The organism is Desulfovibrio sp. Huiquan2017 (assembly GCF_017351175.1).
Classification (GTDB): Bacteria; Desulfobacterota; Desulfovibrionia; order Desulfovibrionales; family Desulfovibrionaceae; genus Pseudodesulfovibrio.
Map to the genome: position 1 here is coordinate 95,853 of NZ_JAFMPN010000013.1, position 13,142 is coordinate 108,994.

A 13,142-nucleotide genomic window follows, 5' to 3' on the forward strand; every position below is an offset into this window, starting at 1 on the left:
GCCCACTCTCGTCTGCGGAAGCCGGACCATTGTCTCCCGAAGGGGCGCGTACGCACCGCTTCCCCATGAAATCCACCTGTGCCGGCGCAACGTCATTTGCCCGGTTCCCGCACGTCCCCCCCCCGGCACATCCCGCATGTCCGTGCCGAAAGCGGAGGCGTCTCAATCTTTTTGGAGGGGTCGAGGCGGGACCTCGGTTTCCGGCCTAGAAAAAGGCGCTCATGACGATGTCGATCTGCTCGGCGTATTGGCTGACGGCCTGGTGCAGGGTGGCTTCCGGATCCAGTCCGAGGAGTTCCCAGGCTTGTTCGTCGAGGCCGGGCATGACGTACATGCCGCCCTGGGCGACTTCCACGGCATTGGTCAGGTTGTCGGCCACGTGGATGATCGCCGGTTCGAGAGGGTTGGGGTATTCCATGGGATTGTGGTGGTAGTTGATCATCACGGCCAGACTTTCGGGAAATTTCCAGGCCGCGAGCAGGGGCTCGCTGATGTCCGTGTGGCAAAAGTCCATGATGGTCTGTTCGGCTTCGACCAGGGGCAAGCTGTTCTCGCGAGCGAAGAGCATGGCCTCGGTGGAGGCGTAGGGCAGTTTCTTGAACAGGATGAGTCGTCCCACATCATGCAGCAGGCCGCCGATGAAGAACCGTTCCGGTGACAGGCCGTTTTGGGTTCCGGCGAGCATGCGGGCGAAGATGCCGCAGGTGATGGAGTGCCGCCAGAAGGATTGCATGTCCACGAGTTCGGGCGGGATGTCCTTGAAATAGTTGATGGCCGAGATGCCGAGCGCCAGAGTGGACAGCTCCTTGCCGCCCACCAGGGCCACGGCCCGGGTGATGGAGTCGATGGTCTGGGGAAAACCGTAGAGAGGCGAGTTGACCAGCTTCAGGAGTTTGGCGGACAGGCTGAAATCGGTGCTGACCACCTTGGCGATGCGGTCGGCCGAGGCGGCATCGTCTTCGAGCACTTCCTTGATGCGGAAGAAGATGTCCGGAAAGCTGGCCAGTTCGGTCTCGTGTTCCACGATGGTTTCCGGCGTGCCCATGCCTTTGGTGAAGATGTCGCCCAGGTGTTCGACGTTGGCGGCCCGGCGCGTGTCCCGGTCCGGCAGCCGCCAGCCGCTCGCCACGGCGCGGGCGGTCAGTTCCAGGGCGATGTGGAACATTTCGATGACGGCCGGGTGGTCAGGATTCACGTAGAGGAAGAATTCGCGGACATAGTCCTCGATGGACAACAAATCGTCCTCGGTCAGATCGGACAGGTCCGGGGTCACTTCGGCCTCGGCCACGCCCATGCCGCGGAGCAGTTCGAGCTGCCGGTCGGACAGTTCGGTGCCGCTCTTGAAGAGCAGCCTGCCGTCCCTGGCGACCAGGTCGGAAGCCAGAATCATGCCCGCCTTGAGTTCGTCCATGCGCTTTGTGCCCATAGCCTACTCCTCCTTCTTGTATGCGATGGCGCCCGCGTTGTGGACCGGCCTGAACGACTGGGAAACCTTGTGCAGGGATTCGGAATGTCCCACCAGCAGGTAGCCGCCGGGCAACAGATTGTCGTAGAAGGCCTGCACGACCTTGCGTTTCATGGCGTCGTCGAAATAGATGATCACGTTGCGGCAAAAGATGATGTGGGACCGGGGGACGCGTTTCACGGCCAGGGCGTCGTTCAGGTTCATAGGCAGAAAGTTGACCAGCTTGCGGATGCGCGGGTCGAGTTCCCAGCCGCCTTCCACTTCCTTGAAGTATCGTTTGCGGATCGTGTCCGGCGTGGTTTTGAAGGCGTATTCGGTGTAGATGCCCGTCCTGGCCTTGCTGATCATCTCCTCGGACAGGTCCACGGCGGTGATGGAGATCTTCCAGCGGGCTATTTCCGCCTTGAGGGTTTCCAGCAGCAGGAAGACCAGGGTGTAGGGCTCTTCGCCGGACGAGCACCCGGCGGACCAGATGTTCAGTTCGAGCCTGCCCGTCTTGCGTTGGCGGTCGAGCACCTCTTTGAGCAGGTTGTCGCGGAAGGATTCAAGCTGCTTGGTGTCCCGGCAGAAGCTGGTCTCGTTGGTGGTGACCAACTCGAAAAGTTGTTTGAGCTCCTGGCCCCGGTCCACCCGGAGGAATTTGATGTAGTCGGTAAAGCTGGTCAGGCCGAGTTGGCCGAGCCGTCGGGAAAAGCGGCTTTCAAAGAGATACTTGCGCTTCTCGTCGATATAGATGCCGCTCTTGTCGTAGACGAAGTCGCGCAGTTGGAGAAATTCCTCCTCCGTGATCTTGACGCTCTTCCGCAAGGTGTTGGATTTGCTAAACAACAAGCTCATTCATCGTAGTCCTGTTCGAGAAAATCGGGCGATGCGCCACCATGGCTATTACTGTACATGACTGGGCCAAGACTAGTATTAATTGCCCAAAATAACGGGCTGAGACTATCCGGCGGCGTAGGTCCGGACCGGTTCCCGGCCGCACAGGGCACGCGCCGCGCCTTCGGCCAGGGCGGCCATCTCCACCTCGCCGGGGACCACTTCCACCGGGCCAAGGAATCCCACTTGGCGGGTGATTTCCTCCACCAGGGGCTGGCTCCGGGAAAGCCCGCCGGTCAGGGCCACACCTGCCAAGTCCAGCCGCCCCCTCTCATCGGTCAGGGCCGGGGCCATGGAGACGATGTACCGGGCGATGCCGTAGGCCATGGCCTGGAAGACGAGCTCGGCGTGTTCGTCGCCCTGGGCCATGCGGGCCAGGGCCACGCGCGGGTCGTTGGTGCCCAGATGGGCGACCAAGCCGCCCCGGCTCAGGATGGTCGCGCGCAGCTCGGCGTGGTCGTGCCGCCCGCTGTGGACCATGTCCAGGACCGGCACCAGGGGCAATCCTCCGGTGCGTTCCGGGGTGAACGGCCCTTCGCCGTCCAGGGCGTTGATGACGTCCACCACCTTCCCCCGGCGATGCGCGCCGATGGATACACCGCCGCCCATGTGGCAGACGATGAAATTGGATTGCTCGTACGTCACGCCCAATCGCTCGGCCACGATGCGGGCCACCCCGCGTTGGTTCAGGGCATGGAAGATGGATCGCCGTTCAAGTCCGGGCAGGCCCGTCAGTCGGGCCTTGTCCATCATTTCGTCGGTGACCACCGGGTCCACCACGTAGGCGGGCACGCCCCAATGCCTGGCCAGGGCCAGGGCCAGCATGCCGCCCAGGTTGCAGGCGTGTTCGCCATACCTGGCGCTCCGCAGGTCGTCAACCATTCCATCGGACACTTCGTAAACGCCGCCTTCCAGAGGGCGAAGCAGGCCGCCCCGGGCGACCACCGCCGTGATGCGTTTCGGGTTCGAGCCGGTCTTGCCCAGGAATTCGGCGACCATGCGCATGCGGAATTCGAATTGGTCGGCCACCCGGGCGAATCCGACCATGTCCTCGCGCGGGTGTTGGAGTTCTTCGGCGGCCAGGGTGTCGCCGCCGCGGTACAGGGCTACCTTGGTGGATGTGGAGCCGGGGTTGATGACCAGGATGCTCATGACCGGATCCTCCCGGACAGGACTGAAGCCAGGGCGATGGAGTGGAACTTGGACGCGTCCGAGTCGCCCCGGGACGGGACCACCACCGGGACCCGGCTGCCCACGACCACGGCGGCCATGACGCAGCCGCACAGGGTGGACAGGGACTTGTAGAGCACGTTGCCCGCCTCGATGTTTGGCGTCACCAGGATGTCCGCGTTGCCCGCTACCGGGCTGTCGAATCGTTTGGTGGCGGCCGCTTTGCGGGATACGGCCAGGTCCAGGGAAAGCGGCCCGAGAATCTCGGCGTCCCCGAACTGTCCCTGTCGGGCCATTTTGGTCAGGATGTCGCCGTCCAGGGTGGCGGGCATGGCCGGATAGTTGATCTTTTCCGTGGCCGCAAGAATAGCCGCCTTGGGGACCTTTATGCCGAGCATGCGGGCCACTTCCAGGGCATTCTTGAGAATCTCCACCTTGCGTTGCAGGGACGGCGCGATGTTCACGCCCGGGTCGGTCAGGAGCATCAGCCGTCCATCCACCGGGGACTCGAAGGCGGCCACATGGCTGAGGATGCGTCCGCCGTGGGGCACGCCGGTCTCCTTGTTGAGCACCGCCTTGAGCAGGGTGGCCGTGGGTACCAGCCCCTTCATGATCAGTTGGGCCTCGCCCTCGCGGAAGAGCCGGACCGTCTCGAACACGGCCTCCGCGTCGTCGGCGACATGCACCTGCCGGAAGGGCGAGATGTCCAACCCCCGCTCGTCCGCGATGCGCTGCGTCTCTTCCATGTTGCCGACCAGAATGGGCTCGGCCACGCCGCGCTCATAGGCCTCGATGCCCGCCCGGAGCACGAAGCCCTCGGCGGACCGGGCGATAGCCACCCGGGGCATGGTCCCGGAGCGGCCCAGGTCCAAGGCGGCCCGCACCAACTCGTCCAGGCTGGTAATTGGAGAAAAATCTGACACCTATTCATCCCCGCGCTTGAGCGCGATCATCCCGGAGCGACACATGGACTTGATCCCGTAGGGCACGAGCATCTTGATCAGCCCGTCCACGCGTTCCTGGTCGCCGGAGAGTTCCACTGTGATGGTCTCCCGTCCCATGCCCACCACGTTGGCCCGGAAGACCTCGAAGACCTGCATCAACTGGCCGGTCTGCGCGGGGTCCATGGCCACCTTGATCATGACCAGTTCGCGGTCCACGAAATCCTTGCGCGACAGATCGTCCAACTGGATGACCACGTCCAGGGAGCCCAGGTAGCGGCCCACCTTGTCGATGGCCTCGTCGTCGCCGTCCACGCACAGCACGATGCGGGACACCTGCGGGTTCTCGGTCTCCCCGGCGGCCAGGGAAAGGATGTTGGCGTCATATTTGCCGCACTCCCGGGCCATCATGGCCAGGACGCCGGGTTCGTTGCGGCACAGGGCGGACAATGTGCGTTTCAAGGGAAATCTCCTTGCTGGTTGTCGTGCGTGAATTCCACGCTCGAACACAATACGCGATACTCGGGCCATTGCAACTCGCGGGACGCCGCCTCCGCCTTTCGCCGCTTTCGGCTGGCGACAACCTGCAAGGCCGTGTATAGTGCTCCCATCGTGATCCATTTTATCCGCGAAAAACGTTGGTTTTTCCTCACCTTGGCCATCCAGGCCGCCATGCTGCTCCTGCCTGCCCCCGAGGGTGTCACGCCCGACGGCTGGCGCGTGCTGGTCATGACCGTGGGCGCGACCATCCTGTTCATCACCGAGCCCATCCCCCTGCCCGCCGTGGCCCTGCTCATCGTCCTGGGCCAGGTCTTTCTCCTGGGGTTGGACTCCTCCCTGGTGGCCCGCTCCCTGATGAAGGACTCGGTCCTGTTCATCATGGGTTCGCTCATGCTCGCCGTGGCCCTGGTCAAGCAGAAGCTCGACAAGCGGCTGGCCCTGCTCATCGTCAGGATCACGGGCTCCGGGACCTACGCCATCGCTTTCGGCCTCTCCGTCTTTTCCGGCCTGCTCGCTTCGTTCATCGGCGAACACACCGTGGCCGCCATGATGCTGCCCGTGGCCCTGTCCCTGATCCAACTGGCCACCGACGATCAGAACCAGCAGCGCGCCCTGGGCGTGCTCTTCCTTTTCTCCATTTCCTACGCCTGCGCCATGGCGGGAATCGGCACCCCGTCCGGCGGCGCGCGCAATGCTATTATGATCGATTATTTACGGGATTTCTTCTACGCCGCCGACGATCCGGAAACTTATCGATATTCCGTCTCCTACCTGCACTGGATGATCTACGCCTACCCCATCTTCCTCATCCAGTTGCCGCTGATGCATCTCATTCTGCGCAAGACCTTCAAGACCGATTTGGGCGACCTCGGCCCGGCCGTGGAAAAGCTCAAGGAGCAGGTGGGCACCGAAGGGGCGCTGACCGGCCGCCACTACGTGGCCATCCTGCTCTTCCTCCTGACCCTGGTGGGTTGGGTCGGTTTTTCCTCCCAATACGGCATGGGCACCATCGCCATCCTCGGCGCGGTCCTCTTTCTGGTCACGGGCCTGGTCCGCTGGCAGGACCTCAACTCGGGCGTCAACTGGGGCGTGGTCCTGCTCTATGCCGCCGCCATTTCGCTCGGCGTGCAGATGCGCGATACCGGCGCGGCCGCCTGGGTCGCGTCCATGTTCATGGACGCCCTCGCTCCGGTCGGCCTCAACTCCGGCCTGGGCCTGCTGGCCGCGGTCATGTTCCTGACCACCTTCATCACCAACACCATGTCCAACGGCGCGGCCGTGGCCGTGCTCGGTCCCATCGTCCTGACCATCGCCCTGGCCACCGAGACCAACCCCCTGGCCGTGGGCATGGTCACCGCCGTTTCCAGCGCGTTCGCCTACTTCACCGTCATCGGTACCCCGGCCTCGACCATCGTATATTCCTCGGGCTACCTGCGCTCCTCGGATTTCATGAAAGTGGGCTGGCGTATGGCCCTCATGTCCTTTATCGTGCTCCTCACGGCATCCAAACTGTACTGGCCCCTGATCGGCCTCTAGGAGTTGCCCATGAACAAGGACGACAAGCTGCGAATCCTCATCTGCATCGGCGGCGGCCCCGAAGCTTACGCAGGATTGCGCTACGCCGTCCGGCTATCCAAGACTTCCTGCGCCGACATCGCCCTGCTCTATGTCCGCCCCCTGGACAGCGGGATGAACTCCGGCGGCATGGAGGTGCGCGTGGCCCGCGAGAACGTCCTGGACTGGGGCCTGGAACTGCCCGGGCTGCGCCAGCTCAAGGCCGCCCGCGACATCCTCGTGGAACTGGGCGAAATCGACCCCGGGCATAACCGTGAATGGAAATATCGCGAACTCACGGGCGACCCGGCGGGCGAATACGTCCGCGACTATGAAAACCCCTGCGGCGGCGTCATTTCCCTCCGTTTGCGCACCGCCTCGGACGTAACCTCCGCCGTGTCCGACGAGGCCAAGCGGTTCCACGCCGACGTGGTCATCGTCGGGGCTTCGCCCGAACCCTTGACCGGCCTCAGGAAATTTCTCTCCCGAAAGCCGCTCGCCTTCAAGATCGCCGCCCATGCCCATTGTTCGGTCATCGTCGCCCGGAACCTCGAACCCGGCCGCAACCACTTGGTTTGCGTCCAGGATACCGACCAGTCCCGGGCCATGCTCCCTATAGTCAGCCGCTATTTTCAGTCCTGCCGGTATCCCTTGTCCATTCTGTCCGTGGCCCCCACCAAAGAAGACCTCGCTTCGGCGCAGAAAGCCGCCCAGGAGGCCGCCCATATCCTCACCGAACTCGGCACGGCGCCCGCCGAAATTCTCGTCGAGGTCGGCGATCCCGTGGAAACCATCATCACCATCGGCTACGATTTCTCCCTCATCCTCGCCTCCGAATCGCTCAAGCCTTGGTTCGCCAAAGGATTCAGCGTCTCCCATGAAGTTGTCGAAAAGGCCCGCAATTCGGTCATGATCGTGAAATGAGGGGGGAGCCGCGCACGCCCGGCCGCCGGTCTTGCGCGGTGGGGCGGGGCAAGGTAGTCTGCTCGGCAAACCTGAAGCCAAGGAGTCGAGATGGCCACTTTCCCACCCGTCACCCTGCTGGTTCGCAATATCGGCAAGTCCGCCCAGTTCTACAAGAAGGCTTTGGGGTTCGATCTCGCCTGGAACGGGCTGTTGGTCGGCCCTTACGGGCAGTCCCTGCGCCTGGCGGAGGGACGGGACGCCACGGCCGGGGGATGCGTCATCGTCACCCTGGAGGTGCCGGACGTGGCCCGGGCGGTGGAGGGCATCCTGGACAACGGCGGCGGCCGGGCCGAGAAATTGATGGGCGACGAGCCGTTGTATCTCGGGCCGGACGGGGAAATGCTCGCCCTGGCCGGGCGCGGGCTGCCGGGCGCGGAGCGGATCCGGTTGGTGGTCTATGATTTCGACGGGGTCATGACGGACAACCGGGTATTGACCGATCAGGACGGCCGCGAGGCCGTCAGCGCCAACCGCAGCGACGGCCTGGGGGTGGGGCTGATCCGGCGGCTGGGCATCAAGCAGGTCATTCTGTCCACCGAGGCCAACCCGGTGGTCAAGGCCCGGGCGGACAAGATCGGCCTGGACGCGCTCCACGGCATTCGCGACAAGGGGTCCGCCTTGCTCCATCTGGCCGAAAAACATCAGATTTCCGTGGGCGACATGCTCTATGTGGGCAACGACGTCAACGACGCCGACGCCATGGGGCTGGCCGGGTTCAAGGCCGCGCCCGCCGACGCCCATCCGTCCATCCTGGCCCTGGCCGATTACGTGACCGAGGCCAAGGGCGGCCGGGGCGTGGTCCGCGAACTGGCCGACGTGCTGGCCGCAGCGCGCGCATAACTACTTCCGGGGATGGGTCCTGCGCCACCGGGAGGGCGTCATGTCGAGGCCGCCCTTGCGCCAGAAGCCCCGTTGTTCCCGGCGGGCCTCGTCTTCGGCCTGTCGAAAGCGAGCGAAGTAGCGGGTGTTGGGCCTGACCCGAAAGGGAATGGCCAATCCGGCACGGACGAGTTCTTCGTTGAGCATCAGGCCACCGGCATGGACATAGGCCAGGGTGCGCCCGTAGTGGTCGCGGCGTTCCGTGTCGAACTCCAGCTGCAAAGGCTTGTCCCGGCAGAAATTCCGGGTGAAGTCCCGGGCCTTGCGGCTGTATTCCTGCCTGTATTCCGGAGCGTCCACGCCGATGAGCCGGAGTTCCAGGGTGCGCCCCTGGTACTCCACGCGCAGGGAATCGCCGTCGAGAACCCGGATGAGTCGGGCCGTGCCGTCTCCGGCCGGAGCTGTCCGAAACGCGAGCAGGCAACCGAAAAGGCAAGCGAGGGCGGCGAGATGGACCCAAAGGGGGTTGTGGCGGCGCATGCCTTGAGTATAGACTGTTTCGCCACGTCCTTCCAGTAGACCACAACCCCGGAGGCCCCTTATGGAATTGACTTTTCTCGTGGACAATAATGCGCTGGTGGGCAGCCCCTGTCTGGCCGAGGCCGGGTTGTCCATGTTCATCGAGGCGGACGGGCGACGGGTGTTGTTCGACACCGGCTATTCGGACGCGTTTTTGGTCAATGCCCGGCGTAAGGGCGTGGATCTGCTGCGTCTGGACTGGATCGCCTTGTCCCACGGCCATTTCGACCATACCTGGGGCCTGGGCATGCTCTTGCGGCAGTATTGCGAGTCGGGCGTTCGGGACATTCCCCGGCCGGGCCTGCTGGCCCACCCCAAGGCCTTGGTGACCAAGCGGTACCGGGGCATCCCGGAATTCGGGCCCCTGCTGTCACGGGAGAAGCTGGAGAGTTATTTCGACCTGACGCTTTCGGACCAGCCGGTCCGCCTGTCGGATTCGCTGGTGGGCCTGGGCGAGATTGAACGGGTCATGGACTTCGAGCAATCGGCGACTCTGGGCGAGCGGCTGGAGGACGGCGCATTCGTGCCGGACGATATCCCGGACGACACGGCCCTGGCCTATGTTTCGGACACGGGGCTGGTAGTCATCGCGGGCTGCGCCCATTCAGGCATCTGCAACACCGTGGAGCAGGCCAGGCGGGTGACGGGCGTGGACCGGGTGCGCGCCGTGCTCGGCGGGTTTCACCTGCAAAACGCCGGACCCGAACGGCTCGGCCCCACGGCCGACTATCTGGCGGCCCTGAACCTGGAAGGGCTGTGGTGCTGCCACTGCACGGACCTGGCGGCCAAGATCGCCCTGGCCGCCAAATGCCCGGTCAAGGAAGTGGGCTCGGGCCTGACCCTGGCGTTCTAGCAAGGGAGGGCCGCCCGAAAACGTCTCCCTGCCGCATTAACGCTTGTCCTTCATGTCCTGCTGGTATTCGCGGTTGCGGGCGTGTTCGTCCTTTTGCATCTCCGCCGCGTCCCTGGACGAGGAGGAAGGGCGGTTTTCATGGCCCGCCCCCCGGTTGATGGAGATGCCCTGTCCGCTCGCCCATTTGAAAAGGGCCTCCCGAAGGAGGCCCGTGGGAAGGCGGGGGACAAGCCCCCTACATCCGACTTTGGCGATGTCCGTTAGGCGGTGATCACGGTGACCGTGCCGCCCGTGTCGGCGGCGACCATCAGGTCGATGGCCGCGGCCCGGTTCACGCCGGTGCAGGCGATGACGATGTCTCCGGTCTCGAGATTGTAGTCTTCCGCCGCCTGGTCGAAGTATCCGGCCTCGGCCACGGTGGCCGCGTCGTCCTCGGAGCGGTAGATGAACAGTTGCTGGCCGGGCACTCCGCCCATGAGCCGCATGTCTTCGCTGATGTATGCCATGGTTGGTTTCTCCTTTTGCGGTTGGTTGATGTCCGTTGCGGTCCTAGTCGATGGCCGCGTCGTCGTCGCACTGGATTTCGACCACGCCGTCCGGGTCGATGAGGCAGGCTCCGGCCGAGAGCATGTGGTCCACCAGGTGGGCGGCCTTTTCCGGCACCCAGTCCACGAAGGCCTGGACTTTCTGGCCTTCGGCCAGGCCCGCCGCGTTGCGGTGGTAGACGTAGCACTTGCGCATGCCCGCCTCGTCGAGCGGCAGGCCGGTGTGGAACATCCAGGTGATGCCCAACCAGGTGCGGGACTCGGTGCCCTTGAGCCAGGCATATTGCTCGCCCGCGTAGTCGCTGGACTTGAACTCCTGGATGTTCAGCAGCTCGTTCCACTGGTGCGGACCGACCACGGCGAAGCGGTGGCCGTCGTCGGGCACGTCGTTGGCGTTGAGCGTACCGAAGGCCTGGAGGATCTTGTCCTTGGTCAGGCCGGTGGCGGCTTCGGCGACCACGTTGGCGGCCCCTTCGAGCTTGGTGATGATCAACTCGTCGATCTTGCGGCCCAGCGCCCAGGCGCCCGCGTTGGCGGCCACCTGCTTCTCGTCGCTCTTGTCCTTGAGCTCGTCGAGCTTGTCGATGTACTCGGCGGCGTACCAGTCGGACAGGGTGCAGGACACGTTGGAGTGGTTGAGGTTCATGAGCGGCACATTGCCGTGGCGGGTCTTTTTCCCGGCCGCGCCCTTGCCGACCTTCTGGAAGACGCACTTGGAGCCCTCCACCTCGGTCTGGAGGCGCACGGTCTGGCGCATCTTGGAGCCCTGGGCCTGGTATGCCTGGTGCACCATTTCGACATATTGGGTGACAAAGGCGTTGCTGACAGTCGTGGACATTGATTTCTCCTTGTCCGTTGCGGTTGATACAGGCCGGGTGTCCGGGCTGCGTCCGCCTGTCGGGTGTCCGGGACGGACTCGCGAACCGTTCGCGGGCCGTTCCGGGCCGGGTGAGGGACCTCCGGGCCGGGTGGCAAAGCCTAGCACGGGTTTTTTACAACCCACTGTTTTGTCGAAGAATGTCAGGGAAAAAGAATCGAGAGGTATAAAAAAGCAACTTGACAGGGTGGCCAATCCAGGCAGATTCGGGCGTGATGCAACCGATCGAAGATTCTCAGAAGGCGGCCCTGGCCGGACGGCTGGACCGCCCCTTGTCCGTGGGCGGCAGGACCGTGGCCAACCGATTGTGGCTCGCGCCCCTGGCCGGGCTGGGGCATGTGGCCTATCGCGAGGTGCTCGCCGAATACGGCGGGTGCGGGCTGATGTTTACCGAGATGTGCGGGGCCAAGAGCGTGCCCACCGAGAACCGGTACGTCTCCCCGGTCTTCCGCTGGCGCGACGAGGAGTTGTCCCGCCTGGTCTGCCAGGTGGCGGGGTCCACCCCGGAGCAGATGATCCCGGCCGCCCGGCGCGTGCAGGACTGCGGTTTCTTCGGCTTCGACATCAATATGGGTTGTTCGGTCTCCGGTATCGTCAAGAAGAACGCGGGCGCGGCCCTGCTCAAGGATCCGGACGCCGCCTTGCGCGTGGTCGAGGGGGTGCGCAAAGCCATCTCCATCCCTCTGTTCGTCAAGTTCCGCACCGGTTGGACCCCGGACGTCGAGCCCGCCGCGCGGCTCGCCCGCCGGTTCGAGGACGCGGGCGTGGACTGCCTTGTTTTTCATCCGCGCATGGCCCCGGACAAGCGGACCCGGCCGCCGGTCCGCGAGCACATCAAGGCCATCGTGGACGCCGTGTCCATCCCGGTCCTGGGCAACGGCGACGTGGTTGCACCCGGGGACTGCCTGGACATGCTCGAAACCACGGGCTGCGCCGGGGTTTCAGTCGGCCGCATGGCCATCGCCCGCCCCTGGCTCTTCGCCGAGTGGACTACGGGCCACACCCCGCCCGCCACCTGTTTCCGCGATTACGCCATGCGCCTGGCCGACGCCCTGGACCAACATTTCGACCCGGTGCGGGCGCTGAAACGCTACCGGCTGTTCACCATCTATTTCGCGGCCAACTTTACCTTCGGCCACGCGCTGCAATCCTGGTTCCTCAAGGCGAAGACCATGGATGAAATACGTTCAGTCATACGAGAACACGTTCATCCCGACCTTCAATTGGTAAGGCGCCCCAATTTCAGCCTCTACAACATCTGACGGAGGAAAGCCATGCAGGCCATCGACCTCAGCCATACCATCCGCACCGGGATGCCCGTCTATCCCGGCGACGCATCGCCCAACGTGCGGCGGACGCATTTCATCAAGAAGCACGGGTTCGCCCAGACCTCCCTGGACCTGCCCACCCATGCCGGAACCCACGTGGACGCGGCCGCGCATCTGTTCCTCGAAGCCCCCACCCTGGATTGGCTCGGCCCGGACAACTTCACCGGCTGGGGCGCGGTCCTGGACCTGACCGCCCTGTCCGGTCCGGTCATCGATCAGCCGGTCCTCGCGCCCCTAGGCGATATGGACGGCCTGGATTTCGTCCTGCTGCGCACGGGCTGGGACCGGCACTGGAACACCGACCGCTATTACCGGGATTTCCCCGCCCTGACCGAGACCGGGGCCAGGTTTCTGGCCGGACTCGGCCTCAAGGGCGTCGGCCTCGACACCCCCTCGCCCGACCCCGTGGATTCCCATGAGCTGCCCGCTCACCGCATCCTTTTCGATCACGGCCTGGTCATCGTCGAAAACCTCACTCGCCTGGGAGATCTGCCGTCCGAGAGCTTCCTCTTCTGCTGCCTGCCCTTGAAGATAGCCGACGGCGAAGCGTCACCCTGCCGCGCCGTGGGCATCGCCCTGTAGCGCGAATCCGCCGCGCAGCCGCGAAACCGTTCAGGGCCGAAGCGTAATCTCGATGCGCTTCGGCCCTGAATGGTTTTGGCGTTTCC

General features: G+C 64.3%; 14 protein-coding genes. 6 read left to right on the forward strand and 8 right to left on the reverse strand.

All coding sequences use genetic code 11. From position 1 onward, the window contains the following. Positions 1-205: 205 nt before the first annotated feature. The 5 genes from J0909_RS12520 to ilvN form a co-directional block, all read right to left on the reverse strand. Entirely contained in the window at positions 206-1,426 is a 1,221-nt protein-coding gene (locus J0909_RS12520) for an HDOD domain-containing protein (RefSeq protein WP_207263291.1), read from the reverse strand. Positions 1,427-1,429: 3 nt separating this feature from the next. Then, positions 1,430-2,302 carry a CheR family methyltransferase gene (locus J0909_RS12525; protein WP_207263293.1) on the reverse strand — a complete coding sequence of 291 codons (873 nt, stop codon included), beginning with the start codon at positions 2,300-2,302 and terminating at the stop codon, positions 1,430-1,432. Positions 2,303-2,407: 105 nt separating this feature from the next. After that, entirely contained in the window at positions 2,408-3,493 is a 1,086-nt protein-coding gene (buk, locus tag J0909_RS12530; protein WP_207263294.1) for a butyrate kinase, read from the reverse strand. Further along, complete coding sequence (locus J0909_RS12535; RefSeq protein WP_207263296.1) at positions 3,490-4,434, reverse strand: phosphate acyltransferase; 945 nt, start codon at positions 4,432-4,434, stop codon at positions 3,490-3,492. The genes buk and J0909_RS12535 overlap by 4 nt, the downstream gene beginning before the upstream one ends. Beyond that, entirely contained in the window at positions 4,435-4,914 is a 480-nt protein-coding gene (gene ilvN / locus J0909_RS12540) for an acetolactate synthase small subunit (protein WP_207263297.1), read from the reverse strand. Positions 4,915-4,941: 27 nt separating this feature from the next. Between ilvN and J0909_RS12545 the strand changes: the two genes are divergently transcribed. The 3 genes from J0909_RS12545 (at position 4,942) to J0909_RS12555 (ending at position 8,313) form a co-directional block, all read left to right on the forward strand. Then, positions 4,942-6,489 (forward strand): SLC13 family permease, encoded by a 1,548-nt coding sequence (locus J0909_RS12545; protein WP_353616773.1) that lies wholly within the window; start codon positions 4,942-4,944, stop codon positions 6,487-6,489. Between the two features lie 9 nt (positions 6,490-6,498). Further along, complete coding sequence (locus tag J0909_RS12550) at positions 6,499-7,431, forward strand: universal stress protein (protein ID WP_207263298.1); 933 nt, start codon at positions 6,499-6,501, stop codon at positions 7,429-7,431. Between the two features lie 90 nt (positions 7,432-7,521). Continuing rightward, positions 7,522-8,313, forward strand: coding sequence for an HAD hydrolase family protein (locus J0909_RS12555; protein WP_207263299.1), 792 nt, complete (start codon positions 7,522-7,524; stop codon positions 8,311-8,313). On the opposite strand, the gene J0909_RS12560 is transcribed toward J0909_RS12555, so the two are convergent. Then, positions 8,314-8,832 (reverse strand): thermonuclease family protein, encoded by a 519-nt coding sequence (locus tag J0909_RS12560; RefSeq protein WP_207263300.1) that lies wholly within the window; start codon positions 8,830-8,832, stop codon positions 8,314-8,316. It abuts the gene before it with no gap. A gap of 61 nt (positions 8,833-8,893) precedes the next feature. Here J0909_RS12560 and J0909_RS12565 point away from each other — a divergent pair, with 61 nt between their 5' ends. Further along, positions 8,894-9,724 (forward strand): MBL fold metallo-hydrolase, encoded by an 831-nt coding sequence (locus J0909_RS12565; RefSeq protein WP_207263301.1) that lies wholly within the window; start codon positions 8,894-8,896, stop codon positions 9,722-9,724. Between the two features lie 260 nt (positions 9,725-9,984). Here J0909_RS12565 and J0909_RS12570 read toward each other — a convergent pair whose 3' ends face one another. Both J0909_RS12570 and J0909_RS12575 read right to left on the reverse strand, forming a co-directional pair. Next, positions 9,985-10,230, reverse strand: coding sequence for a hypothetical protein (locus J0909_RS12570; protein WP_207263302.1), 246 nt, complete (start codon positions 10,228-10,230; stop codon positions 9,985-9,987). Between the two features lie 43 nt (positions 10,231-10,273). Further along, positions 10,274-11,107: a phage capsid protein gene (locus tag J0909_RS12575; protein WP_207263303.1), complete on the reverse strand. Its 834-nt coding sequence runs from the start codon at positions 11,105-11,107 to the stop codon at positions 10,274-10,276. 254 nt (positions 11,108-11,361) lie between these two features. Between J0909_RS12575 and J0909_RS12580 the strand changes: the two genes are divergently transcribed. Both J0909_RS12580 and J0909_RS12585 read left to right on the forward strand, forming a co-directional pair. After that, positions 11,362-12,408 carry a tRNA dihydrouridine synthase gene (locus J0909_RS12580; protein ID WP_207263304.1) on the forward strand — a complete coding sequence of 349 codons (1,047 nt, stop codon included), beginning with the start codon at positions 11,362-11,364 and terminating at the stop codon, positions 12,406-12,408. Between the two features lie 12 nt (positions 12,409-12,420). After that, entirely contained in the window at positions 12,421-13,056 is a 636-nt protein-coding gene (locus J0909_RS12585; RefSeq protein WP_207263306.1) for a cyclase family protein, read from the forward strand. Positions 13,057-13,142: the final 86 nt, after the last annotated feature.